This window comes from Gordonia sp. ABSL11-1 (assembly GCF_030315685.1).
Classification (GTDB): Bacteria; Actinomycetota; Actinomycetes; order Mycobacteriales; family Mycobacteriaceae; genus Gordonia.
Genome location: NZ_JASXSI010000037.1, coordinates 1 through 23,491, shown reverse-complemented (window position 1 = coordinate 23,491; position 23,491 = coordinate 1). Strand labels below are relative to the sequence as shown.

Annotated in this window: 26 protein-coding genes, 1 tRNA gene and 1 other RNA gene; 22 read left to right on the top strand and 6 right to left on the bottom strand. The window is 67.0% G+C overall.

Translation table 11 applies throughout. The features are described 5' to 3' along the window. Positions 1–68: 68 nt before the first annotated feature. On the bottom strand, positions 69–890 hold the full coding sequence (locus QSJ19_RS25005; protein WP_286323755.1) for an inositol monophosphatase family protein: 822 nt from the start codon (positions 888–890) through the stop codon (positions 69–71). A gap of 104 nt (positions 891–994) precedes the next feature. Between QSJ19_RS25005 and QSJ19_RS25000 the strand changes: the two genes are divergently transcribed. The 10 genes from QSJ19_RS25000 (at position 995) to ssrA (ending at position 9,581) form a co-directional block, all read left to right on the top strand. Then, positions 995–1,393, top strand: coding sequence for a hypothetical protein (locus QSJ19_RS25000; RefSeq protein ID WP_286323754.1), 399 nt, complete (start codon positions 995–997; stop codon positions 1,391–1,393). Between the two features lie 69 nt (positions 1,394–1,462). After that, positions 1,463–2,578, top strand: coding sequence for a peptide chain release factor 2 (gene prfB, locus QSJ19_RS24995; protein WP_286323752.1), 1,116 nt, complete (start codon positions 1,463–1,465; stop codon positions 2,576–2,578). Beyond that, positions 2,565–3,521 carry a mechanosensitive ion channel family protein gene (locus QSJ19_RS24990; RefSeq protein WP_286323751.1) on the top strand — a complete coding sequence of 319 codons (957 nt, stop codon included), beginning with the start codon at positions 2,565–2,567 and terminating at the stop codon, positions 3,519–3,521. Before prfB ends, QSJ19_RS24990 begins: the two co-directional genes overlap by 14 nt. Next, on the top strand, positions 3,521–4,027 hold the full coding sequence (locus QSJ19_RS24985) for an Rv3103c transmembrane domain-containing protein (protein WP_286323750.1): 507 nt from the start codon (positions 3,521–3,523) through the stop codon (positions 4,025–4,027). Before QSJ19_RS24990 ends, QSJ19_RS24985 begins: the two co-directional genes overlap by 1 nt. Positions 4,028–4,092: 65 nt before the next feature. After that, positions 4,093–4,779 (top strand): cell division ATP-binding protein FtsE, encoded by a 687-nt coding sequence (ftsE, locus tag QSJ19_RS24980; RefSeq protein WP_286323749.1) that lies wholly within the window; start codon positions 4,093–4,095, stop codon positions 4,777–4,779. Positions 4,780–4,846: 67 nt separating this feature from the next. Continuing rightward, positions 4,847–5,755 (top strand): permease-like cell division protein FtsX, encoded by a 909-nt coding sequence (ftsX, locus tag QSJ19_RS24975; RefSeq protein ID WP_286323748.1) that lies wholly within the window; start codon positions 4,847–4,849, stop codon positions 5,753–5,755. A 58-nt stretch (positions 5,756–5,813) separates the two neighbouring features. After that, positions 5,814–6,287: an SsrA-binding protein SmpB gene (gene smpB, locus QSJ19_RS24970; RefSeq protein WP_286323747.1), complete on the top strand. Its 474-nt coding sequence runs from the start codon at positions 5,814–5,816 to the stop codon at positions 6,285–6,287. 43 nt (positions 6,288–6,330) lie between these two features. Then, positions 6,331–7,563: a glycoside hydrolase family 27 protein gene (locus tag QSJ19_RS24965; protein WP_286323770.1), complete on the top strand. Its 1,233-nt coding sequence runs from the start codon at positions 6,331–6,333 to the stop codon at positions 7,561–7,563. A 138-nt stretch (positions 7,564–7,701) separates the two neighbouring features. Further along, positions 7,702–9,111 (top strand): glutamate decarboxylase, encoded by a 1,410-nt coding sequence (gad, locus tag QSJ19_RS24960; protein WP_286323745.1) that lies wholly within the window; start codon positions 7,702–7,704, stop codon positions 9,109–9,111. Positions 9,112–9,209: 98 nt separating this feature from the next. Then, positions 9,210–9,581: a transfer-messenger RNA gene (gene ssrA / locus QSJ19_RS24955) on the top strand. A 78-nt stretch (positions 9,582–9,659) separates the two neighbouring features. On the opposite strand, the gene QSJ19_RS24950 is transcribed toward ssrA, so the two are convergent. Further along, positions 9,660–10,271 (bottom strand): alpha/beta hydrolase, encoded by a 612-nt coding sequence (locus QSJ19_RS24950; protein ID WP_286323744.1) that lies wholly within the window; start codon positions 10,269–10,271, stop codon positions 9,660–9,662. A gap of 86 nt (positions 10,272–10,357) precedes the next feature. Here QSJ19_RS24950 and pgm point away from each other — a divergent pair, with 86 nt between their 5' ends. From pgm to QSJ19_RS24935, 3 genes are all read left to right on the top strand, one after another. Next, positions 10,358–11,998, top strand: a complete 1,641-nt coding sequence (gene pgm / locus QSJ19_RS24945) for a phosphoglucomutase (alpha-D-glucose-1,6-bisphosphate-dependent) (protein WP_286323743.1) — start codon at positions 10,358–10,360, stop codon at positions 11,996–11,998. A 55-nt stretch (positions 11,999–12,053) separates the two neighbouring features. Beyond that, positions 12,054–12,794, top strand: a complete 741-nt coding sequence (locus tag QSJ19_RS24940; protein ID WP_286323741.1) for a DsbA family protein — start codon at positions 12,054–12,056, stop codon at positions 12,792–12,794. Positions 12,795–12,910: 116 nt separating this feature from the next. Then, positions 12,911–12,983 (top strand) — tRNA-Ala (locus QSJ19_RS24935). 78 nt (positions 12,984–13,061) lie between these two features. Here the strand turns inward: QSJ19_RS24935 and QSJ19_RS24930 are convergent. Together QSJ19_RS24930 and QSJ19_RS24925 are read right to left on the bottom strand one after the other, a co-directional pair. Then, positions 13,062–14,267: a tyrosine-type recombinase/integrase gene (locus QSJ19_RS24930; protein WP_286323739.1), complete on the bottom strand. Its 1,206-nt coding sequence runs from the start codon at positions 14,265–14,267 to the stop codon at positions 13,062–13,064. After that, the gene (locus QSJ19_RS24925; protein WP_286323738.1) at positions 14,264–14,821 is read right to left on the bottom strand and encodes a hypothetical protein; all 558 of its coding nucleotides are present in this window, start codon (positions 14,819–14,821) and stop codon (positions 14,264–14,266) included. Before QSJ19_RS24925 ends, QSJ19_RS24930 begins: the two co-directional genes overlap by 4 nt. A gap of 53 nt (positions 14,822–14,874) precedes the next feature. On the opposite strand from QSJ19_RS24925, the gene QSJ19_RS24920 reads away from it, so the two are divergent. From QSJ19_RS24920 to QSJ19_RS24885, 8 genes are all read left to right on the top strand, one after another. Then, on the top strand, positions 14,875–15,108 hold the full coding sequence (locus tag QSJ19_RS24920) for a helix-turn-helix transcriptional regulator (protein WP_286323737.1): 234 nt from the start codon (positions 14,875–14,877) through the stop codon (positions 15,106–15,108). 159 nt (positions 15,109–15,267) lie between these two features. Continuing rightward, the gene (locus tag QSJ19_RS24915) at positions 15,268–16,680 is read left to right on the top strand and encodes an AAA family ATPase (RefSeq protein WP_286323736.1); all 1,413 of its coding nucleotides are present in this window, start codon (positions 15,268–15,270) and stop codon (positions 16,678–16,680) included. A gap of 441 nt (positions 16,681–17,121) precedes the next feature. Beyond that, positions 17,122–17,421 carry a hypothetical protein gene (locus tag QSJ19_RS24910; RefSeq protein ID WP_286323735.1) on the top strand — a complete coding sequence of 100 codons (300 nt, stop codon included), beginning with the start codon at positions 17,122–17,124 and terminating at the stop codon, positions 17,419–17,421. Then, positions 17,418–17,606, top strand: coding sequence for a hypothetical protein (locus QSJ19_RS24905; protein WP_286323734.1), 189 nt, complete (start codon positions 17,418–17,420; stop codon positions 17,604–17,606). The genes QSJ19_RS24910 and QSJ19_RS24905 overlap by 4 nt, the downstream gene beginning before the upstream one ends. Further along, entirely contained in the window at positions 17,599–17,859 is a 261-nt protein-coding gene (locus QSJ19_RS24900) for a hypothetical protein (protein WP_286323733.1), read from the top strand. Before QSJ19_RS24905 ends, QSJ19_RS24900 begins: the two co-directional genes overlap by 8 nt. Then, positions 17,856–18,593 carry a hypothetical protein gene (locus tag QSJ19_RS24895; protein WP_286323732.1) on the top strand — a complete coding sequence of 246 codons (738 nt, stop codon included), beginning with the start codon at positions 17,856–17,858 and terminating at the stop codon, positions 18,591–18,593. Before QSJ19_RS24900 ends, QSJ19_RS24895 begins: the two co-directional genes overlap by 4 nt. A 34-nt stretch (positions 18,594–18,627) precedes the next feature. After that, positions 18,628–19,293 (top strand): hypothetical protein, encoded by a 666-nt coding sequence (locus QSJ19_RS24890; protein ID WP_286323731.1) that lies wholly within the window; start codon positions 18,628–18,630, stop codon positions 19,291–19,293. A gap of 163 nt (positions 19,294–19,456) precedes the next feature. After that, positions 19,457–19,948: a zinc metalloprotease gene (locus QSJ19_RS24885; protein ID WP_286323730.1), complete on the top strand. Its 492-nt coding sequence runs from the start codon at positions 19,457–19,459 to the stop codon at positions 19,946–19,948. A gap of 55 nt (positions 19,949–20,003) precedes the next feature. Here QSJ19_RS24885 and QSJ19_RS24880 read toward each other — a convergent pair whose 3' ends face one another. Beyond that, positions 20,004–20,366, bottom strand: coding sequence for a hypothetical protein (locus QSJ19_RS24880; protein ID WP_286323729.1), 363 nt, complete (start codon positions 20,364–20,366; stop codon positions 20,004–20,006). Between the two features lie 278 nt (positions 20,367–20,644). Continuing rightward, a complete protein-coding gene (locus QSJ19_RS24875) occupies positions 20,645–21,163 on the bottom strand; it encodes a hypothetical protein (protein ID WP_286323728.1) in 519 nt (172 codons plus the stop codon). Positions 21,164–21,350: 187 nt separating this feature from the next. Here QSJ19_RS24875 and QSJ19_RS24870 point away from each other — a divergent pair, with 187 nt between their 5' ends. After that, positions 21,351–22,790: a hypothetical protein gene (locus QSJ19_RS24870; protein WP_286323727.1), complete on the top strand. Its 1,440-nt coding sequence runs from the start codon at positions 21,351–21,353 to the stop codon at positions 22,788–22,790. Positions 22,791–23,491 lie beyond the last annotated feature (701 nt).

Genomic DNA, 23,491 nt, shown 5'->3' with positions numbered 1-23,491 from the left:
CGATGGGCGTCGACGGTCGCGCACAGAACCCCCCGAACGGACAGGATCGCCCCGGGTCGGCGATGTCCTCAGTGCCGCGACGCCGCGGTGCCGAGGGCGCCCAGGGTGACCGGGTGGAGGCGGCCATTGGTCGCGACGGCGCTGCCGGCGCCGGGACCCTCGGTGCCGTCGAGGCCGGTGAACCGGCCGCCGGCCTCGCGGACGAGGATGTCGAGTGCGGCGAGATCCCACAGCGAGACCTCCGGTTCGGCGGCGATGTCGACCGCGCCCTCGGCCACCAGGCAGTAGTTGTAGAAGTCGCCATAGCCGCGGACCCGCCAGACAGCGTCGGTCAGCGCGATGAAGTCGTCTCGGATGCCGCGCTCCTTCCAGCCGGACAGGCTGGAAAAGGCCAGGCTGGCCGACGCGACGTCGGAGACCCCGGAGACGGACAGGCGGCGCGGCATCTCCTCGCCGTCGAACGTCGAGAACGCGCCGAGGCCCTCGGCGGCCCACCATCGGCGTCGGAGCGCCGGTGCCGACACGACGCCGACCCGTGGCACGCCATCGACCAGCAGCGCGATGAGTGTGGCCCACACCGGGACTCCTCGCACGAAGTTCTTGGTGCCGTCGATCGGATCGACAACCCACTGGCGACCGGTCAGCGCGACGTCGCCGCCGAACTCCTCGCCGAGGACCGCATCGTCGACCCTCCGCGCGGAAAGTCGTTGGCGCACCATGGTTTCGCAGGCAAGGTCGGCGTCGGAGACCGGGGTCAGATCCGGCTTGTCGTCGACCCGGAGGTCGACGGCGCCGAATCGTTGCATGGTCAACGCGTCCGCCGAATCGGCGAGGGAGAGCGCGAGTTCGAGATCGTCGGAGAACTCCGTCGGCCCGTGGTCGTGTGGCATGCGGGTAGGTTAGCGCCCGTCGGCTGCGGGCCGGCCCGATCCTCGCCTTTCCGGCGGCGGTGTCAGGCCCGGTATGTCCGGACCGGACCGGTAGGCTGACCGTCATGTGGCTTGCCGTGGCGTTCACCGTGATCTTGGCTGCGCTCGTCGTCGCGCTCGTCGTGCAGTGGCAGCGCGGGCGCAACCCCCGGGCCCTCGACGGTGCACGCGCGTCGGCGTTCGTGCAGGGCACCTTCACGATCACCGGTGTCAGCGACCGCCCCGACCAGGGGGACACCAAGGGGGAGCGGTTCTGCACGATCTCCGGCACCATCGTCGGGCCGCAGACCAACCCCGCAGAGGTGTACGGCACTCTCGTGCTCGGCGAGAACGACCCGTGGCCGCAGGTCGGCGGCGACCTGCCGGTGGTCTACAAGCCCGGCAAGGCGACCTCGACATGGCGCTTCGGAGAGCTGCCGCCCGTCGATCCGACGATACCGCCGGGGCCGGTGCCGCCCGCCTGACCCGGGCCGACCCCGTGCGCCCGGACAGGCGCACACCCGGTCCGTTTCGCGGCGGTAGTCTTGAACACCGTGCATCCCGACGTAACCGCAGATCTCGAATCCATCGGCACCACCTTGACCACGGTCGAGAAGGTGCTCGACCTCGACGAGTTGCGTCGTCGTATCGACGAACTGGAGATGCAGGCGTCCGATCCGGACCTCTGGAACGATCAGGAGCACGCACAGCGGGTGACGAGCGAGCTGTCGCATGCGCAGTCGGAGTTCCGTAAGGTCAGCGAACTCCGCCAGCGCCTGGACGACCTGCCGGTGCACTACGAGCTGGCCGAGGCCGAGGAGGGCGACGACCGCACCGCCGCGCTGGCCGATGCCGACGCCGAGCGGGAGTCCCTGCGGACCGACGTCGAGGCCATGGAGGTCAAGACCATGCTCGCGGGCGAGTACGACTCGCGTGACGCGCTGGTCAACATCCGGTCCGGTGCCGGCGGTGTCGACGCCGCCGACTGGGCGCAGATGCTGATGCGGATGTACATCCGATGGGCCGAGAAGCACAACTACGGTGTCGAGGTCTACGACACGTCCTATGCCGAGGAAGCCGGTATCAAGAGCGCCACCTTCACGGTGAAGGCGCCCTACATGTACGGCACCCTGTCGGTCGAGCAGGGCACGCATCGACTCGTGCGGATCAGCCCGTTCGACAACCAGGGGCGACGCCAGACCTCGTTCGCCGAGGTGGAGGTGCTGCCCGTGGTCGAGACCACCGACCACATCGACGTCGACGAGAACGACGTCAAGGTCGACGTCTACCGGTCCTCGGGCCCGGGCGGTCAGTCGGTCAACACCACCGACTCCGCGGTCCGGCTGACCCACATCCCGACGGGGATCGTCGTGACCTGCCAGAACGAGAAGAGCCAGTTGCAGAACAAGGCGTCGGCGATGCGCGTCCTGCAGGCCAAGCTGCTCGAGCGCAAGCGCCAGGAGGAGCGGGCCGAGCTCGACGCGCTGAAGGGCGACGGCGGATCGAGCTGGGGAAACCAGATGCGGTCCTACGTGCTGCACCCGTATCAGATGGTCAAGGACCTGCGCACCAACGTCGAGGACAACAACCCGAGCGCGATCCTCGACGGCGACATCGACAAGTTCATCGAGGCCGGCATCCGTTGGCGAATGGCCGATGCCGATGCATGACGCGTCGACACTCGCCTTCCGGGACGGTGCGACCGAGGCGGTGCTGGGTCGCTTCTACGTGTGGATGGCCACCAACGGTCTGGAGATCCTCATCTGGATCCTCGGCGGGCTGCTGGTCATCCGGTTCATCCGCTGGGGTGCCGAGAAGTACGCCTCCCGTGTCGAGTCCCAGTTCCACAACAGCGACTTGATCGTCCAGACCGAGGACGCCAAGCATCGCCGTGCCCTCGTCGATGTGGTGGCCTGGACGCTGATCGTGGTGGTCGCGATCATCGTGATCATCCGCATGCTCGGCATCCTCGGTGTACCCATCACCGGTCTGACCGGTCCGGGCGCGGTCATCGGTGCCGCCCTCGGTTTCGGCGCGCAACGCGTGGTCCAGGACGTGCTCGCCGGGTTCTTCGTCGTCGCCGAACGTCAGTACGGATACGGGGACGTGGTCAGCCTGACCGTGACCGGCAACGGCCTGGCCGAGGGCACCGTCGAGGACGTCACCTTGCGCATGACCAAGCTGCGGACCGGTGACGGTGAGGTGATCACTGTGCCGAACGGTCAGATCGTCAAGGCCACCAACCTGTCCAAGGACTGGGCGCGCGCGGTGGTCGACGTCCCGGTGCCCGCCGAGGCGGACATCGGGCTCGTCAACGAGACCCTCGATCGGGTCGGCACCGACTTCTTCGAGAAGCCCCGATGGCACGATCTCCTGCTCGACGCTCCGTCACCGCTCGGGGTCATCGACCTCGAGCTGGACTCGGTCACCGTCCGCATGGTGGCGCGAACTCTGCCCGGCAAGCAGTTCGAGGTCAGTCGCGCCCTGCGTATCTCGATCGTTCGTGCGCTGGCGCGCGAGGGGATCACGGTGGCGCCGGGCCGCGATGCGCAGGCCGGTGGTGGACCGCCGGCCACGTTGGCCGACCAGGGCGCCCGGGACGGTGATGAGTGATGGCCGACGACGAACCCACGACCCAGCCGATCCCCACGAACCGTCCGACGACCGGACCGCAGCCGACGACCGGAGCACAGCCCACCGCGGAACAGCAGATGCCTCGGCATCGCGAGTGGCGGCACATCTACAAGACCCGGATCCGGACCAGCACCGCGATCCTCGTCGCGATATTCCTCGCCTCGATAATCCTCTACGGCTACACATCGCAGCGGTACGGCGTGGTCGCCCCACCACCGGCCCCGGTCCGCACGACGCAGACGCCGACGACGACGACCGAACCGCCGACGACCTCGTGGTCGAGTTCGACCACGACCACCGAGACCTCGTCGTCGACGAGTCAGGACCTCGATCAGACGGGTGGCGCCGAGGAGGATGAGAGCGGCACACAGGGGACCGGTCGACAGACCACGACGACCACGACCGCCACCATCCCGGGTCTGCCGGGCGTGCCGTTGCCGAACTTCGGCGGAACGCAGACGACGTCGCCTGTCCCCACCCGCTGACCGCCGCGACATGCGGCTTTGTACCTGAGCGGATGTCTCAGGCGCCGTGGTTACACTGGCTTCTCGTGATCACGCTGGAGAACGTCACGATGAAGTACAAGGCTTCCAGCCGACCGGCCCTGTCCGATCTCTCCCTCGAGGTCGACAAGGGCGAGTTCGCGTTCCTCATCGGACCGTCCGGCTCGGGCAAGTCGACCTTCTTCCGTCTGCTGCTGAAGGAGGACAAGCCCACGTCCGGGCAGGTCTACGTGGGTGACTTCCACGTCAACACGCTGAGCGGCCGGATGGTGCCGAAGCTGCGGCAGTCGATCGGCTGTGTGTTCCAGGACTTCCGGCTGCTGCAGCAGAAGTCGGTGTCGGACAACGTCGCGTTCGCGCTGGAGGTCATCGGCAAGTCGCCGTCGACGATCCGGCGGGTCGTCCCGGAGGTGCTCGACTATGTCGGGCTGGCCGGCAAGGCCGACCGGATGCCCTACGAGTTGTCCGGTGGCGAGATGCAACGTGTGGCCATCGCGCGGGCCATCGTCAACCGGCCGTTGCTCCTGCTGGCCGACGAGCCCACCGGAAACCTGGACCCGGAGACCAGTGAGGAGATCGTCGACGTCCTCGACCGGGTGAACCGCCGCGGCACGACCGTCGTCATGGCCACCCACGACCGTCACATCGTCGACGCGATGCGCCGTCGGGTTCTCGAGTTCGACAACGGTCGCCTCGTCCGCAACGACCCGCAAGGCGTCTACGGCATCGGCTGATCACGGTCCCGGCCGACGGCCCGCACCCGACTCCTTCGCACTCGACTTCTAGGAAGCGCACCCACCCATGCGAGTGAACTTCATCATCAGCGAGGTCCTCAACGGCCTGCGCCGCAATGTGACCATGACGATCGCGATGATCCTCACGACGGCGATCACGTTGGGCATGTTCGGCGGCGGTCTGCTCGTGATCCAGATGGCCGACAAGAGCCAGAAGATCTTCCTCGACCGCGTCGAGATGCAGTTCTTCATCAACGACTCGGTCTCCGACGCCGACCCGAACTGTCAGCAGGCGCCGTGTTCGGTGCTGCGCACCGAGATCGAGAACCATCCCGGGGTCGGCTCGGTGACGTTCATCGACCGGAAGGAAGCGTTCGAGGCGGCCAAACAGACCTTCAAAGACAACCCCGACATCGCCGACAACATCCGCGAGGGCACCATCCCGGCCTCGCTCAAGGTACGGATGTCCGATCCGGATCAGTTCGGGGCGGTCCTCGACGAGTTCAAGGACCGCAAGGATCTCGGTGTCGACGGCGCGCTCGATCAACGAGAACTCGTGAAGCGCATCTTCAGTGTCCTCGACGGCACCCGCAACGCCGCGTTCGCGGTCGCGTTGGTGCTCGCGCTCGCGGCGATCCTGCTGATCGTGAACACCGTCCAGATCGCGGCCTTCACCCGACGGACGGAGGTGTCGATCATGAGACTTGTCGGCGCCACCCGGTGGTACACGCAGTTGCCGTTCCTGCTCGAGGCCGTCGTCGCCGCGATCATCGGCGCCTTCCTGGCGATCGCCGGGCTGTTCGCCGCGAAGGTGTTCTTCTTCGACAACGCATTGCGCGATCTGTACGGTGTGAACATCCTGGCCCGGATCGGGGTCTCCGACGTCTTGTTCGTGTCGCCGTTCCTGCTCCTCGGCGGAATTCTGTTGTCAGGTGTCACGGCATATGTGACGCTTCGGGTGTACGTCCGGGAATGACGATGATGGTGGGTCACCCGGGACGATCCGGGACCGAGGTGGACGAGGAGGTGTGTGCATGGCCAAGCAGAAGGGGCGATCGGTGATCGCGACCAACCGCAAGGCGCGGCACAACTACGCCATCCTCGACACCTACGAAGCCGGTATCGCGTTGGTGGGCACCGAGGTCAAGAGTCTGCGCGAGGGCAAGGCTTCTCTTGCCGACTCGTTCGCGACCGTCGACGACGGCGAGATCTGGCTGCGCGCGTTGCACATCCCCGAGTACGGCAGTGGCTCTTGGACGAACCACGCGCCCCGGCGCAACCGGAAACTGTTGATGCACCGGCGCGAGATCGACAATCTCATCGGCAAGATCCGCGACGGCAACCTCACCCTGGTGCCGTTGTCGATGTACTTCAACGACGGCAAGGTGAAGGTGGAGTTGGCGCTCGCCCGCGGCAAGCAGGCGCATGACAAGCGTCAGGACATCGCCCGCCGCACCGCTCAGCGTGAGGTCGCCCGAGAGATTGGCCGGCGCGTCAAGGGCATGTGATCGGGTGCGCAGATCACGACCTCGCAGACGGCTCCTCGGCGCAGTGCTCGCCGCGGCGACCCTGTTCGCCATCGCTGCCTGTACCCCCGATCCCGAGGCGCGGATCGGGGGAGAAGGCACCGCGATCGAGGGTCTGCCGCCCACGCCGCCGATGGGCTGGAACAGCTGGAACACCTTCGGGTGCAATATCACCGAGAAGATCATCCGTGAGCAGGCCGATGCCCTGGTCTCGACCGGGTTGCGTGACGCGGGCTACCGCTACGTGATCGTCGACGACTGCTGGGCCGCCGATCAACGTGCCGACGACGGTACCCTGCAGGCGGATCCGCGGCGATTCCCCTCCGGCATGGCCGCCCTCGGCAGGTACCTCCATGATCGCGGATTGCAGTTCGGTCTCTACTCCGGCGCGAGCGACAAGACCTGCGCGCAATTCCTCGGCAATTATCCCGGTGCCACCGGGAGCAAGGGGCACGAGGCCACCGATGCCCAGACGTTCGCCGCCTGGCAGGTGGACTATCTGAAATACGACTGGTGCTCGGGCGATTCCGATCACGATCGGCAGGTCGAGTCGTTCACGGCGATGCGTGACGCCATCAGGGACGCCGGGCGTCCGATGGTCTACAGCATCAACCCCAACAGCGGCGTGAGCGGTTCGGTGCCCGGCACCGAGTTCGACTGGGGCGGGGTGGCCACCATGACCCGGGTCACCAACGACATCACCGCGGCATGGTCGACGAACGCGGATCCCTCGGGCTCCCAGGGCATCGTCGAGATCGTGGACGCCGTCGCGCCGCTGGCATCCCGGGTGCGCGCCGGATCGTTCAACGATCCCGACATGCTCGTCGTCGGGGTCGACAGCCGCCCGGGACTCACGATGGCACAACAGCGCACCCAGTTGTCGATGTGGGCGATGATGGCCGCGCCGCTGATCGCCGGCAACGACCTCACCCGCATGTCCCCGCAGACCCTCGCGTTGCTTCGCAACCGGGCGATCATCGACATCGACCAGGATCATCGGGTCAGTGCGGGCGCACCGGTCGGCGACGACAAGGAGGTCTGGACCCGCGCGATCGGCGACAAAGGACTCGTCGTGTCGATGACCAACCGAGACGACCACTCGCGCACCATGTCGGTGTCGCTGACGAGCCTGGGACTCTCCGGCGACGACACCGTCACCGCGGTCGACGCCTGGACGGGTCGTCGATATCAGGCCGCCAAGGGCGAACTCAAGGTCGACGTCGGCGTCAACGACACCGTGCTGCTGCAGATCGTCTGAGGTCGGGCACGGCCCGCAGATGGTCCATATCGGATGATATCGGTGTGTTCGCGGGTCATGGGTGCGAGCGAGCATGCACGATAAATACTGCGAAACCAGGATCGACCGGTCGACACCCTCTGACTCGCAGGAGTAGCCATGGCAGATCGAGTGCACACCAACGCCCGTCATACGACCAACATCGGCGAGACACTCAGTCTCAATCCGGTGTTCGTCCGGCCGGGGGAGTCCACCGAGCTGCCGAAGTTCACCATCCCGGACGGCATGAGTCTGCCCGAGACCGCCTACCAGATCGTGCACGACGAGGCCATGCTCGACGGCAACGCGCGCCTGAACCTCGCCACCTTCGTGTCGACATGGATGGACGACGAGGCGCGCAAGCTCTACGCCGAGACCTACGACAAGAACATGATCGACAAGGACGAGTACCCGCAGACGGCGGCGATCGAGGACCGGTGTTGGAGGATCATCGCCGACCTATGGCATGTTCCCGATGTCGAGAATGCGATCGGGACGTCGACGATCGGGTCGTCGGAGGCGGCGATGCTCGGCGGTCTGGCGCTCAAGCGACACTGGCAGGCGCGACGCAAGGCCGAGGGCAAGTCGATCGAGACGCCCAACTTGGTGCTGTCCACCGCCGTTCAGGTGTGCTGGGAGAAGTTCCTGAACTACTTCGAGGTGGAGCCGCGGTGGGTGCCGGTCAACGAGGAACATTTCGTCTTCGACGGGCACGAGCTCGAGAAGTACGTCGACGAGAACACCATCGGTGTGGTCGCCATCCTGGGCGTCACGTACAACGGGCTCTACGAGCCGGTCAAGGAGATCTCCGAGAAGCTCGACGAGATCCAGGAGAAGACCGGACTCGACGTCAAGATCCACGTCGACGGCGCGTCCGGCGCAATGATCGCGCCCTTCTGCCAGCCCGATCTCGAGTGGGACTTCCGGGTGCCGCGCGTGGTGTCCATCAACACCTCGGGCCACAAGTACGGCCTGGTCTACCCGGGCCTGGGCTGGATCATCTGGCGGGACACCGAGGCACTTCCGGAGAGCATGATCTTCCACTGCAGCTACCTCGGCGGCGACATGCCGACCCTGGCGCTCAACTTCTCGCGGCCCGGAGCGCAGGTCCTGTTGCAGTACTACAACTTCCTGCGACTCGGCCGCGAGGGCTACCGTCAGGTCCAGCAGGGCTCACTCGATGTGGCGCAGTATCTCTCGGCGCGCATCGGCGGGATGGGGCCGTTCGATCTGGTGAGCAAAGGCGACACCATCCCGGTGTTCGCGTGGAAGCTCAAGAAGGGCTACACGAACAAGTGGACCCTGTTCGACCTGTCAGATCGCCTGCGCATGAAAGGGTGGCTCGTCCCCGCGTACCCGATGGCCGATGATCTCGCGGACATGATCTTGCAGCGCATCGTCGTCCGCGCCGGGCTGAGTCACGACCTCGCCAACGCACTATTGCGCGACATCGAGAGTGAGATCGCGTTCCTCGACAACCTGGAGGCACCGATGCCGCGGGAGGGGACGGGGTCGCATTTCCATCACTGACCGACGGGCAGGCGAACACCGGCCGATATCGGGATGAATAAGTCGGCGAGCGTTGTTAGACTGAAGTGCTCGTCGAGAAATCGGCGGGTTCCTGTCTCGGGGCTGATCGGTTTCGACTGCGTGCGTCGAGGTAGGGGAAGCGTGTCGGTGCAGGCTGGAGACCACCGTAAGCGTCGCAGCAACCAATTAAGCGCCGATAAGAATCAGCGCGACTACGCCCTCGCTGCCTGATCAGCGACGGCTAGTCTGTCGGCCCGGGTCTGCTCCCAGCCCGGTCCCCGGCATCATCTCAGGGAGCTCACCGTCCTCGCCGGTCGCGGGTGGGGACGGGACAACCAACAGCGACTGGGATCGTCATCTCGGCTTGTTCGCGTGACCGGGAGATCCGAGTAGAGGCCTAGCGGACTGCACACGGAGAAGCCCTACTGACACGACGGAGGACCCGGGTTCAATTCCCGGCAGCTCCACGGCCGAGGCTCCCGATCCGGATTCCCGGGTCGGGGGCCTTCGTCATGAACGGGCTTCCCCGGAGTCCGTCCCGCCGCGGGTCAGCGGGAGCGGACCGCGGCCAGCATCGAGTCGACGAAACGCAGTGCCGATCCCTGCCACAGGCGGATGTGGTCGAGCATGGCGTGATCGCCGTCGGCGACGGACACAAAGGTGGCGTCCGTACCCTTCGCGGCCATCTCTCGCACGCCCTTCTCGGTTCGGCTGGGATAGGTCCGTGTGTCGGCGGTGCCATGGATCGCGACCACCCGGACACCGTCACGGATCAATCGCCAGTCCGCGTGCTGCCACCAGGGCGCCAACGCGAGCAGGCCGACGACACGCTGGTCGGCGGCGAGGTGTGCGCCCACCCGACCGCCCATCGAATGACCGATGAGCACGACGGGGACCCCGGGGTGTGCCGCGGTGAGTGTCTCGAGCGCATCCCACGCATGGGGCATCGGGCTCGCCTGGTCGTCGTTCCACCCGTACACGCCGTACCGGACCTGATGCACGCGGACGGCACGCCCGAAGCGCGCCCGGATCGACCACGTGAACGGGTACATCCGTAGGGCCGACGGCTGACGCGGGGTGAACGGCCGTTCGCTGCGGTCGGTGCCACCGGGCAACACGAGGACCAGCAGGGCGGGGGTGGTCGGTTCACGTTTCAGCACGGCACCTCGCTGGTCGGATCCTGATCACACTAACTGTTCGTTCGTTGTCGCCGATCGGATGGCTGCACCGGTGGCAGAATTGCGCCATGGCACATTCGAGAGCAGGAACACCGGCGCTTCCCGAGGATCTGATCGATGTCGAGGCCGTCGAACGCGCCTACTACGACACGGTGCCCGACCCTCATGACCCACTTCAGCAGGTGCTGTTCGGTACCTCTGGTCATCGCGGCTCCAGCCTCGACGGCGCGTTCAACGAGGCGCACATTCTGGCGACGACACAGGCGATTGTCGAGTACCGGACGTCCGCGGGGATCACCGGTCCGCTGTTCATCGGATTCGACACCCACGCGTTGTCGATCCCGGCATGGCGCAGCGCGCTGGAGGTGCTGACCGCCAACGAGGTGACCGTCTACATCGCGGAGAACGAGAAGTTCACGCCCACACCGGCGATCAGCTTCGCGATCCTGAGGTTCAACCAGGCCAACCCGGGCGTCCTCGCGGACGGCATCGTCGTGACCCCGTCGCACAATCCGCCTCGCGACGGCGGTTTCAAGTACAACCCGCCGAGCGGTGGGCCGGCCGACACCAGCATCACGTCGGTGGTCGCCACGCGGGCCAACGAACTGCTCGCCGACGATCTGCGCGGGGTCCGGCGCATCCCGTTCGAGCGCGCCCGGCGCAGCGAGTTCATCCACGAGTTCCCCTACACCGCGACCTATGTCGACCACCTCCACGAGGTCATCGACATGACCGCCATCCGTGACGCCGGTATCCGGATCGGTGCCGATCCGCTCGGCGGTGCCTCCGTCGGCTACTGGGCCGAGATCGGCTTCCGCTACAACCTGCAGCATCTGACCGTCGTCAACCCGACCGTCGATCCCACCTTCCGGTTCATGACCCTCGACACCGACGGCAAGATCCGGATGGACTGCTCGTCGCCCAATGCGATGGCGTCGCTGATCTCGGCGCGCGACAGCTACGACGTCGCCACCGGCAACGACGCAGACTCCGATCGTCACGGTATCGTCACGCCGGACGCCGGACTCATGAACCCCAATCACTACCTCGCGGTCGCCATCGACTATCTGTTCACCCACCGGCCCGGGTGGAAACCCGGTGCGGCCGTGGGGAAGACGTTGGTGAGTTCGTCGCTGATCGACCGAGTCGTCGCGGGTATCGACCGCCGGCTCCTCGAGGTGCCGGTCGGGTTCAAATGGTTCGTCGACGGTCTCCTGGACGGCAGAATCGCGTTCGGTGGTGAGGAGAGCGCCGGTGCGTCCTTCCTGACCTTCGACGGCGGACCGTGGTCGACAGACAAGGACGGCATCATCATGGCGTTGCTTGCCTCGGAGATGCTGGCCACGACGGGACAGACACCGTCGCAGCGCTACCGCGAACTGGCCGAGCGCTACGGGGAGAGCGCCTACGCCAGGATCGACGCGCCTGCCTCACGTGAGCAGAAGGCGCTGCTGGCCAAGTTGTCCGCCGATCAGGTCAGTGCGACCGAGCTCGCCGGCGAACCGATCACCGCGATCCTCACCGAGGCGCCCGGCAACGGTGCGCCGATCGGCGGGCTCAAGGTCACCACCGAGAACGCCTGGTTCGCGGCGCGTCCATCCGGTACCGAGGACGTGTACAAGATCTACGCGGAGTCGTTCAACGGTGCCGACCATCTGGCCACCGTGCAGGCACAGGCGCAGGAGTTGGTGGACTCGGTCCTCGTCTGACCTGCGCGCATCGTCTCAGGCTGTTCTCATCGGCCGGGCACTACAGTCGTCAGATGTGAGCAACAAGCGCAAGCCGGAACCGAAGGCGTCGTCGAAGTACCAGCCGCGGGCCACCTCGAGCCGAACGACCTACATCCTGGCGGGTGCCGCGATCGTCGTCATCGCCGCGCTGGTGGTGGGTGGCGTCCTGTGGAACACCCAGCGCGACAAAGGCGGTGCCGATGAGGCGGTGCTCAGCGAGAACGCGGCCCTCATCATCGGCGCTCCGTCCGCGCCGCAGACGATCGACGTGTTCGAGGACTTCATGTGCCCGGTCTGCCGCGAGTTCGAGCAGCAGTCCGGTGCGGCGATCACCACGGCGATCGATGACGGCCGGCTGCGCGTGCGCTATCACATGCTGACCTTCCTCGATGATGAGTCGTCGTCGGGCGACTATTCGTCACGCGCCGCGGGCGCCGCCCAGTGCGTCGGCTCCGGCGAGGACAAGGACGTGTTCCTGAAGTACCACTCCGCTCTGTTCGCCGATCAGCCGAAGGAGGGCGGCAGCAGCGATCTGAGCAATGCCGATCTGGCGCGCATCGCGAGCGCGCAGGGTGCGTCTCCGGCGACGCAGACATGCATCTCCGACGGCACGAAGGTCGATGAGGCCAAGGCCGCGGCCGAGCAGTCGCAGACGCAACTGCAGAAGGCAGCGGGCCAGGTCGGGACCCCGACGGTGCTGGCCGGGGGCGAGCCCGTCGACGGCATCATGAGCGGCACGGGATGGCTCGATCAGCTCCTCGCAGACAAGGGCTGACGGCGTCGGAGGCGATTTGGTCGGACTCCGGCCGATGGTGTAGTTTCGCCTTTGCCCGTGAAACGGCGATGACCACTCCAGACAGGTTGTCATCGACGGGCGCGACAACTACACACGGGGCTATGGCGCAGCTGGTAGCGCACCACACTGGCAGTGTGGGGGTCAGGGGTTCGAGTCCCCTTAGCTCCACAAGTAGAAACCCGCTCTGACCTCGGTTGGAGCGGGTTTCTTTGTGTCCTAGGCGAACTCGGCGCAGGGCAAAGTGTCCTAACTTTGTCCTACCGCTGCCGAGATCGCCGCCGACGCAGCGGCGAGGCGGTCGTCGGACACCCGCCCGTAGACGGCGGTGGTCATCCGCTCGCTGTGGCCGTGCCACGCCGCCACGACGTCGGCGGGCACCCCGGCGGCGCGCATACGAGAGACCGAGCTGTGACGCAAGTTGCGCAGCGTGATCGAGGGCAGGCCCGCCGCCTTGCGCCGCTCGGTGAACAGCCGCGTGTAGTCGCGGACCGGGAGCGGTGACCCGTCGATCCGCGCGAGTAGTACCGCGTCGTCGGCCAGCGGTCGGCCCACCGCCATACCCTCGCGCAGCCGAGCGGTGCGCATGGCTCGCAGCATGGCGAGTTCTCGCGGCGGGATCGGGAGATCTCGGACGCTGCGCGCGTTCTTCGGGTCGCCGGTCACCTCGCGCCCGTTGACGTCGACCCGTGCGCGTCGGATACGCAGCTCGCCCGCGTCGAGGTCGAGATCGCACCAGCGCAGGCCGCCGACCTCCTCACGGCGCAGGCCGAGCAACGTCAGGGCGAAGCACCCCGCGAGGCGGTGGTCGGCCACCGAGTCGAGGAACGTCGTCATCTGCTCGGGTGTCCAGATCTCGCCCTCGGCGACAGCCACGATCACCTTCTGCGCGGGCGCGTCGAGGTGCTGTGTGGGATCGAAACTGACCCACCGCATACGCAGCGCGTGGCACATGACGGCCTTCACTGTGACGATCGCCCGACGCTTGGTCGACGCGGCGAGCGGTCGGCCCGGCCTCGGGGTGCCGTCCTTGTTGGTGCCCGGCTTGGTTGTCATGTTCAGTGACCAGTCGATCAACACCTCGGGCGTGAGCTTCTGCACCGCCACCGAACCGAACGCGCGCCGGGCGTAGGCCAAGCTCTCGCGGTCGGCGCGGATCGTGTTCTCGCGGGTCGAGTCGTCGGACTCGCGGACCTTGAGCCAGTGATCGGCGGCGTCGTCGAACGTGCGCTCGGACTTCGCCGCCCACGTCCGCGCGTCCCACTGCTGACGCTGGTCCCGTACCCACGTCTGAGCCTCGGCCTTGGTGGCGAACACCTTGGTTGGGCGCACCTGCTTGCCGGTCACGGGGTCGGTGCCGAGCGTCGGGCGTGCGCGCCAGCCCTTGCCGTTCGGTAGCCGCTTGATCGAGTCGTCGGCGCGCTGGCCGCGCTTGCGCTGCTGTGTCTCGGTCATCGGTTCGTGTCCTTCTGTCGTGGTTGTGGGCGGCGGGGTAGGTCGGTGGCGTTGATGAATCCCTCGGCCTTGGCCTTGGCGAGCAGGCGGTCGGCGGTGCGGGTCGAGGTGCTGAGTTCATCGGCGACGGTCTGCCGGACGGGTAGGCCGAGAGCGAGCGCCCGACGCGCGGTCTGCGCCGCGTCCCAGACCCTCGGGTCGGCGTCGTCTGGCCGCGTGTAGGTCTCGGCCTGGTCGTCTGGCTGCGCGAACTCGCCGCCTCGGCGTGCGATCCACTGCGCCGCCGAATAGGCGAGACGGCGGGCCGGGATCTCGCGCAGGGCAGAGTAGTCGACCGCGCCGCCGTCGTCGGCGATCACCGTCAGCTCGGTCACGCGGGGCTCGCGGCCCGTCGTCGACACGCGCACGACGTAGGTATGCGGGTGGCCGTGCAACCGAATCCTGACTCGCTCATCGGATCGTGGGGTGCGAAACGGGCCGGTCAGGCCCTCGGGCGAGGGGTCGGCGTAGGTGACGCTCTCGACGTCGCCCTTGTGTCGCCGTGCTGTGCTCATGTTGGCGAGTCTACAACCTGTACATTCGCCGCGCCAGTGGCAACGATAGAGACATGACCACAACCGCCGCACCCACCACCGCCCCGACCCTCGACGACCTACGCGAGGGACCGCCGACCGTGAGTATTGAGCGCGCCGCCGAATACCTCGGCGTCTCACGCGCTTACGGCTACCGGCTCGCACAGAACGGCCATATCCCGACGATCCGACTCGGGGCGCGACGGCTGCGAGTTCCGGCGGCGGCGCTCTACAAGCTGCTGACCGAGGGCGAAACCCAGACCACCTAGCGGTTCTCGATGATCCGGCGGTGGGGCCGGGGTCTGGCTTCGGGCCGCCCGGCCTCATCACCGCCGAGAAACGCAGCGCCGCAACCTATTAGCTCAATAATCGGAAAACCCGCCCGGCCAACGACAACCGGACGGGCGACGATCCCGAGATGGAGAATCGTGTCCCATATTACGCCGCTCGACGAGGCAACGGTGACCCCGTTCCCGAGCGATACCGCCGCCGCGCAGGCCGACCGCGAGCAGGTCGCCCGCGAAAAGCGCTGGGCCGCGTGTTCGTTCGCTCTCGACGAGATCGCCGGTATCCGCCAACCGTGGGCGCGCAGGATGATCGAGCACACCGAGCACCGCCGCGCCGTCGAGCAATTCGTACGCAAGCGTCCCGCGCTGCTGACGATCACAGGTGACCGACTGGTCAAGGCGGGCGCGAGCGACGACACGCTCGGCCAGCTGCACCCGCTGACACCCGACGAGATCGCCGACCTGAATCGACGCGCGGCGGCGATGTTCACCGACGAGCGCCGTCAAGTCGACGCCCTGGCGCGGAAGCTCGCCGCCGAGCGCGAGGCCGCCGACGTCGAGGTCGTCGACCGCGTGAACCTCGCCGAGTACGTGCCCAACCCTCAGCGGTGGATCGTCGACGGTCTGCTCGCGCGTGGTGGTGTCCTCGGCCTCTACGCCGAACGTAAGGCCGGAAAGACCGAGGTCGTCGAGGACCTGGCACAGGCCGCCCTCGACGGGGTGCCGTTCTTGGGCAAGTTCGACGTCGCACTGCCAGCGGGCGGCGAGGTAGTGCTGTTCGACACCGAAATGCCCACGGACACCCTGCACGGCCACTACCGGCGGCGCGGCGTGACGAACCTCGACCGGCTCGACCTGCGCCCGCTGCGCGGTGACGAACGCGCGCTCGACGTGCGCGCCGAGGCGGTCCGCGCGCGCTGGCGCACCGAGATCACGCCCGGCTCGCTGATCATCGTCGATTGCCTCTACACGCTGTTCGCCGCGCTCGGTGTGAGTGAGAACAGCGACGAGGTGGTCGAGATCCTGTCCGGGTTGCGCGCCCTGGCGACCGAGGCCGAGGCTGTGGGCTTGGTGATGGCCCATCACCTCGGCAAAGACACCACGCGCGGCGCGCGAGGGCACAGCTCGATCGAGGGATTCCCCGACGTGATCGCCCGTATCGAACTGGACGGCCCGCCGAGCGCAAGCGCCGTCCGCACGTTCAGCGCCTACGGGCGCGACGTCGAGATCGAGCCGGGCGTCCTGACTCTCGGCGACGACTACCGGCTCACCCTCGGCAAGAATCCCGCCGCCGAGCTACAGGTAGCGCGGCACCGCGCCGACGACGAGGCGACGTGGACACTGGTCGACCGACACCCCGGTCTGTCAGTGCGCGGCCTCGGGCTGCTCCCGGTCGAGTCTCGGGGCAAGCTCTCGCGCGATCGAATCCGCCGCGCCGTCGACCGCCTCGCCCTCACGAACCAGATCACGAACAAGGGCAGCGCCGCCGCTCCCGAGTGGCACACGGTGCTCGGCGGCGACCCGTTCGGGACGTCTGACGAGGGGCCGAAATGACACCCGAACGCCGAAACCCCGTCCGCGCACTCCGCGCACCCTCTGACCTGCACAAACACCACAACACCGACGGCCTCGCCGTTGATGTGCGCGGGGTGCGCGGACGTGCGCGGATACACCTACCCGCGCACCAATATGCGCAGTTCAACGCCAATTTTCATTGTTGCGTGCGCGGAGGTGCGCGGGTTGGCGTGCGAGGGGTGCGCGGGTGCGCGGCGGCCCCTATAGGGGCCGCGCACCCGTACACCCCGGCGCGCACCCCGACCAGACGAACACCGACAGCGGTGGATGAGGGGAGCTGTGCCATGACCTGACCGACCCAGACACCGACCTCGGGAGCCTCGGCCCGAGAGCGGTGAGACGACGACCGACACCGACAACGAACACGACACACAGCTACCCGACACGGGAGCGGTGACCGACCCGAGGAGAACCAGCAACATGACCACCAACCGCCCGCCGTTGCATGAACGCGCAGCCGAGGCCCGACGCCGTGAGGCAGCGGTGGCGCTCGGTATCGACCCCGACGACCCGACCAAGGCCCTGCCAGCGGTGCCGATCCTCGACCGTGCCCGCGACGCCGCCGACGTCCTCGACGCCGAGGGCGCCGGGCACCGCGACGGCTGCGCGGTTGCCGCCGCGCTGGCAGCGGTGTCGAGTGCCGAGTCCGCCGACCGGACCGCCGCCGCTCTGGAGTCCATCGTCGCGAGCCTGGCCGTGATCGCCGAGGGCACGCGGTGAGCGCCCCGACCGCCGACTACGACGCCCTCGGTCGAGAGACCGCGCAGGCGTTCACCTCGGGCCGCCTCGACGTCGAGGGCCTGGCCGAGGTGTGCCGGGCGGTGCTCGACCTCGACGTCGACCGCGCCCTGTCCCTTGTCCGTCCACCTATCCACCCGACCCGAAAGGTTCACCCCCATGACTGACCACGACGACCCCCGTCTCGACGACCCCGCCGTCGCAGCGGTACACGCCGAGATCAGCGCTTGGCCGCCCGAGCGAAAGAAGGCGTACCTCGACTATCTGCGGTCCGTCGATAAACGCGCTCTGGCCGAACAGCTCGACGCGCCGATCATTCGCCCTGCCGAGCTGCGGCACCTCGGGCCTGCGGCGTACGTCGAGGTGCCGAGCGATCTCGGGCCTGTCCGATCAATCCCCGTCCGAAAGGCGCACCCGTGACCGACAACTCCATCCCCCAACCCGATGAGCGGGACCGCGCGAGTACCGCGCTCGCGCTGCGGATCGAGGGGCAGCCCTACCGCGTGATCGCTGAACACCTCGGCTACCGCGACGAGTCCGGCGCACGTAAGGCCGTCGACCGCCTGCTGACGCGGATCGAACACGAGCGGGTCGACGAGCTGCGCCAGATCGAGGGCCAGCGACTCGACGCCCTCATGGCCGGGCACTGGGACGCGGCGCTGGCCGGTGACGTGGATGCCGCCCGTGTCGTCCTCGGCGTGATCGACCGCCGCGCCAAGCTGTTCGGCCTCAACGCGCCGACCGCCGTCGCCGTGGGCGTCGGCCAGATCACCGACCGCGAGTTCGCCGAGCAGGCCGCCGAGCTGATCGCCGGGCTTCGGCCCGATATGGCGCGCGAGTTGCGCGGGGCAGTGCCGCCGGTCCACGACGCGGGCCGAACGGTGGTGCCCGAGGGTTACGACACCCGCGAGCCCGTTTCGTCCGCGAGCGGGGCACACAGCGCCGAAACGGCCACCGGGCCCGAGCCGTGGGCCGACGTGGATGGCCCCGCGCCGGCCCCGAGGCGCGAGGCGGTGCCCGAGCCCGTCGTCGAGCCGGACCCCGAGCCCGTCGCTGCACCCGCACCGCGCCCCGTCTACGCCCCGCCGACCGGCGGGTACATGCAGCGCCTCGGCGGCAACCGACCGAGCACGGTCGTGTTCAACGCCCCGTAATCGACTGCGCCACAACACCAAACTAGGAGGACATATGCCTGCGAACGGGTACGGGTACCAACCCCGAGAGTTCTACGATCGGCCCCGCGAGTTCTCGCAGACCGAGCTACGGGAGCGGCGGCGAAAGCACCTGACGGTCACGCTCGACGCCGCGTTCGATCTCTGCGCCGAGGTCGAAGAGATCACCGGCCCGTTGGCTGAGGCGGTGGCCGGATCGCCGACGCCGCACGCGCACCGGCTGGCCGTGTCCGGCGTGAATGACGCGGTGGCCGAGGTCGTGTTCGTCGCCGTCGCGCTGCTGGCCGAGTCTGACGCGGCGCGGCGTACCGCACACATCGCCGACATGTCGGACCGCCGCCGTGCGCGTCAGTTGCTCACCGACCGGGCACAGCGACCCGCCGCGCCCGTTGTCACCCTCGACGACCTCGACACGGGCGAGTGGTCGGCGGCGCTGACCGCCTACGCCGAGCAGGTGAGCGACGACCTCGGCGCGCTACTCGGGCGAGCGGTGCGACCTGGCCACCGTCGCGGACTCGATACCGCGAGCGAGCGCCTGGTCGACGTCCTGCGCGGCCTCGATAGCGCCGCCGGAGTCGTCGAGCGTGGCGTCGAGCGGGTGCAGGCAGCGGCGGCCACGGCCAGCACCGCGCCGACGTCGGACCCCGACGCCGAGCTGCGACGCCTGGGGGTGGCGCTGTGACCTGCTGGGATTGCGGCGGCCCGTGCCTCAACTGGAAGGGCAGCGTTCACGGTGCGCGCTGCCGGGCGTGCGTCGACCGAGCTATCGGCCTCGACCGTGACCCGACCCGCGCCGAACGCCGATCGGCCTACTTCACCGAGACCCGACGTCAGGAGATCCGACAATGACCAAGCACGTCGTCGACCGCGCACAGCTCGCGGTCGCAGTTCACGAGGCCGGGCACGCGGTGGCCGGATTCATCCACGGGCGCGAGATCGAGCGCGTTCGTCTGCTCGACGGCGACCCGACGCACGCCGGTACCTGCGAGTTCGCGCAGCACCCCGGCGGTGTCCCGCCGGTCGCCCTCTACGCGGGCACCGCTGCCGAACTGCGGTTCACCCTCGGTCGCCGACCGAGCGCGCACGACGTCAGCGCCCGGCTCGCAGTCCACCGCGACGACCGGGCGATGGTCGCCTCGGCGGGGCCGTACGACCTCGACCACGCGCGCGGCTTGGTCGATCGCACGTGGCCCGCGATCTGCGAACTTGCCACGCAGCTCTACGGGTTCGCCGAGGTCGGGCCGGGCGATGTCCTGCGGGCGCTGCGGGTCCCGAGCGGTGCGCGTGCCGACGCCTACCTCGCGGATCTGCGGGCCGGTCGACGGGCGCTGACCTGACCCGTCGACAATGACGGACTCCGCCGAGCAATTCGGCGGGGCCGTTCGTCATCGGTCAGGATTGGCGGGCTGCGGTTAACGTCTCGACGTGCCGCCGGTCTGCCGGGTCGTGCCCGTCAGCCTCGTAAATCCGGATTGTCAGCGGCCACTCAACCTGATTCGGGTCGACTTTCCACCACAGCTGTGTCATTGAGAACTTCGCAGAGGCCGAGTTGCCGCCGCCAATCCATACCGTTTCGCCTGCGAGCTCGGTCGAGGCCGACACGTGATAGCGGACGCCGCGAACGTCCGTTTTTGCGTAGACGTTGAAGCCCAACCCGAGGGGGGTGATCGTGATAGGCGACACCCACGCACTGACCCCTGGTAGCTCGCTGGCAATTTCGACTGCCTCGATCCCGCTCAACGTTGAATCATCCACGGCTCATGACACTAGCCGCCGCCGTCCTCTGCCGTGGGTCAGTCGTAGAACAGCCGTTCGCGTGTCCTAACTGTGTCCTACGACGGCAGGTCACGCGCCAACACGGGGTAGACAACCGAGGACGTGTAAGCGCTGGTAGATGAGACGCCGAGCGACGCGAAAGACACCAGCACACACTGACTTTCACACTGGCAGTGTGGGGGTCAGGGGTTCGAGTCCCCTTAGCTCCACAATTGAGGCGATCATCGAACCCTTGACGGTCGAATACGTTCGAAGGGTCAGCTTATCCTCACTCGGGCGCGGGCGCCCACCTTGGCTGTGGTCAAGATTTCAAGGGTGTCAGTTCTGTCTGCGCTGTCGATGACGGGCTCACCGTGTTCGACGTCGACGAAGATTCGGTCGAACCACGACCGGTTGAGTTCACGGCGGGCCTGTGGTTGCGCTTCGGCGTAGGCGATGCCGCAGCGTTCCAGTGTCGCGAGTGCGCGGTGGATCACTGCTGCGTGGTCTTCGTTGGTGTCGGTCAGGCTGCCCATCTGGTGTTGCAGCTGCACCAGTTGCCCTGCGAGCGAGGCTTGTTCTTCTTTGGCGATGTCGAGTGGCACCGCGTCGTTCATGGCGAGGTCGGCCCATCGTCGTCGTTGGCGGTTGACGTCGTCGATGCGGCGTTTGATCCGTTGGAGTTCGTCGTGGCTGTGGCGGGTGTACTGCTCGAGGTCAGCCTCCAGTCCGGCGCGAAGTGTTTCGATTGTCGTGGGCGGCAAGGTCATACCACTTGTTTGTTGACAGGTGCACAAGTTTCGAGCTTCTTCGGATCGCCTCCACAGATTCGAGACCTGATGTCTCAATTGACACCCGGATTCCGCTTCGCGGAGGTCGAGGTTTGTTATTGCGTTCACATTCCGCCGGAGGGGGTGGGGCCCATCGACGCATGCGCGGACTCGTAAGACGAACTTGTCGGTGTGGCGTCTTACCCTCTCGCGCATGGATGTGATGCAGACGGTCCTTTTATCCTTGTTCCTCACGCCGATCATCATGTATGCGCTGGTGGTGGTGTCGTTGGGTGTGCCGCTGTTGCGGTCGTCGCGGTGGGAGGTGGCGTTCCAGCGGACTGCGGTGGCTGAGCTTGATCGCAGGGGGCTGTGGCTGGACACGTGGGCAGTCCAGGAGTTCTCGAGCGCGCTGTCGATGGTTGGTCCGAAAGTCCTAGATGACGTCCCGGATGAGGTCAATCTCGATCATCTCGCTGCTGTCTCGGCGCTCGCCGACGGTCGCGAGGTCACTGCCGGGGAGCTGCTCGGTCTCCGGCGGGTGATGTTGCTGCACGTTTTGCGGCGACAGCGAGCGGTGGCGTTACGTGTCAGGCGACTGCGCTATCTGCCGACGGCTTGGTCGTTCGCACAGTTCGCTTCTGGTGTGGAAGTGGCGGTCCGCGGCGTTGTCTGGGTATTGCGCACGCACGCACCGGTGATGAAGCAGCTGTTCGCGGGGCTTGCGACGTATTCGGTCGTCGCTGGCGTGATCATAGGTGCATTCGTCTGGCTCGGCGGGAGCGCTACGGGGAGTCCCGTCGATGTCGCAGCGGCCGCGGGCACTGCGATCTCATGGATGAGCATTGCCGGGGTGTGGTTGCTCGGTTCCCGCATGATCGCGCGGTTGGGCATTGCGGTGTGGGGCGAGCCGCGGCGTTGGACAGGCGCTGCTATCGCCAGCATTACTGCGTCGACCCTGATCGTATTCGCGACGGTTTCGCTGTATGCGACGGGCGTGTTCGAGAAGCTGACGCGGGTGCAGCAGGATGTCGCGCAGTCAGTACATCTTCCGGAGGAAGTGTCGATCCGGATCTTCTCTGCGCTGCTCGGTGCAGGCATGTTCTGGATGGCCTGGGGGCTGTGTCGCATGGCCCGGTTCACCCGTCTGCGTCTGAGCGAGCGGATCAGCAGCTTCGGCGTCGCGGTCTTGATCGTTCTCCTGGGCGCCACCTGCCTGAACATGGCGATTACCAGTTCCGTGCTTCCGGGCGCTGTCCTCCTCACGCGAGTTGCGCTCGGCCTGGCGATGTTGTTGTTCCTCGTCAGTGCGCTCGTTGCCGCGGGCGAATGGTTCTCGCGGCGTCAGCGGCTGATCCGCGCAGGCATTGTCGTGCCACGACGAGGGTTCGGGCTGGGCACCGGGATTGTCGTCGTCGCGGTCAACAGTGTGACTTACCTGGTGGTTCTCGCGTTCGACAAGGTCGCGTGGACGAGTATCCGCGCTGTCGAGATCGCGGCGTACGGGTTGGCTGCACTGATGCTCGCCGGTATTGCTCTTGCGCTGGCCTGGTGCGTGGCGGGATGGCTCTATGTGCGGCGGGTGGACTCGTTCTACGAGAAGTACCGCGCAACACTGTTCGTGGCCGGGCCGGCAGGGGTGCGGGTTCTTTGAATCGCCGTTCGACGAGATCTTCATGCACCGATGGTGTGGGCTTGCGATGCTTCTTGCCGGCTGACCCGATCCCGGCTACTCCGAGCATCCACATCAACCGGGCGATGCCTTTGCGACCGGTCAGTATCCCGTCGTCGAGCCGCAGGTCCGCGTGAACTTGAGGCGGGCGCCTAATAGTCTGTAGCGGTCGCCTAGCGTCAGGTACTGGCTACTGCCAGTACCGTTCTGGAAGAAATCGTGATGAGAGCGCGTTCGCGGCCGTGAAGGTGCGGCGTGTCCGGTGCGATGGATTGATCGACGTACTTGGCTCTGATTCGTATCGTCCACGCTCCGTCGGTGTCACGGGTGATCCTCCCATCGCCGGTGATCCGAACTTGCTTGTTGAGTCGTTCGCATTCGGGCCGTAGTTCGTCCTCGATGTCGACGACGAGCCCAACGTGCGGATTGGCCCGTATGCGGGCGAGGAGTGGACGGTCGATAAAGCTGGTGAAATAGAACCGACCACAGTCCCAAACAACCAATTCGGTACCACGTGTGGATAGCCGTCTTGTCGACGGTGGCCAGTCGGGCCACCGCGTCGCGGCTCAACAGTTCAGCGGTCTCGTTGCCCGTCAGTTTCCGCACCATAGGCACATGCTGCCTCAGCCTGGCGGCAAGATGCCGACAGCGAGTCTGAAGTGCCGTGGGCGTTCTCGTCGAAG

Coding starts and splice junctions, on each gene's coding strand:
- QSJ19_RS24930 (WP_286323739.1), bottom strand. CDS start 14,267: ATGACCGAGACACAGCAGCGCAAGCGCGGCCAGCGCGCCGACGACTCG.
- QSJ19_RS24885 (WP_286323730.1), top strand. CDS start 19,457: ATGACCAAGCACGTCGTCGACCGCGCACAGCTCGCGGTCGCAGTTCAC.
- QSJ19_RS24925 (WP_286323738.1), bottom strand. CDS start 14,821: ATGAGCACAGCACGGCGACACAAGGGCGACGTCGAGAGCGTCACCTAC.
- QSJ19_RS24910 (WP_286323735.1), top strand. CDS start 17,122: ATGACCACCAACCGCCCGCCGTTGCATGAACGCGCAGCCGAGGCCCGA.
- QSJ19_RS24920 (WP_286323737.1), top strand. CDS start 14,875: ATGACCACAACCGCCGCACCCACCACCGCCCCGACCCTCGACGACCTA.
- QSJ19_RS24985 (WP_286323750.1), top strand. CDS start 3,521: ATGGCCGACGACGAACCCACGACCCAGCCGATCCCCACGAACCGTCCG.
- QSJ19_RS24870 (WP_286323727.1), top strand. CDS start 21,351: ATGGATGTGATGCAGACGGTCCTTTTATCCTTGTTCCTCACGCCGATC.
- QSJ19_RS25005 (WP_286323755.1), bottom strand. CDS start 890: ATGCCACACGACCACGGGCCGACGGAGTTCTCCGACGATCTCGAACTC.
- QSJ19_RS24890 (WP_286323731.1), top strand. CDS start 18,628: ATGCCTGCGAACGGGTACGGGTACCAACCCCGAGAGTTCTACGATCGG.
- QSJ19_RS24990 (WP_286323751.1), top strand. CDS start 2,565: ATGCCGATGCATGACGCGTCGACACTCGCCTTCCGGGACGGTGCGACC.
- ftsX (WP_286323748.1), top strand. CDS start 4,847: ATGCGAGTGAACTTCATCATCAGCGAGGTCCTCAACGGCCTGCGCCGC.
- smpB (WP_286323747.1), top strand. CDS start 5,814: ATGGCCAAGCAGAAGGGGCGATCGGTGATCGCGACCAACCGCAAGGCG.
- pgm (WP_286323743.1), top strand. CDS start 10,358: ATGGCACATTCGAGAGCAGGAACACCGGCGCTTCCCGAGGATCTGATC.
- QSJ19_RS24900 (WP_286323733.1), top strand. CDS start 17,599: ATGACTGACCACGACGACCCCCGTCTCGACGACCCCGCCGTCGCAGCG.
- gad (WP_286323745.1), top strand. CDS start 7,702: ATGGCAGATCGAGTGCACACCAACGCCCGTCATACGACCAACATCGGC.
- QSJ19_RS25000 (WP_286323754.1), top strand. CDS start 995: ATGTGGCTTGCCGTGGCGTTCACCGTGATCTTGGCTGCGCTCGTCGTC.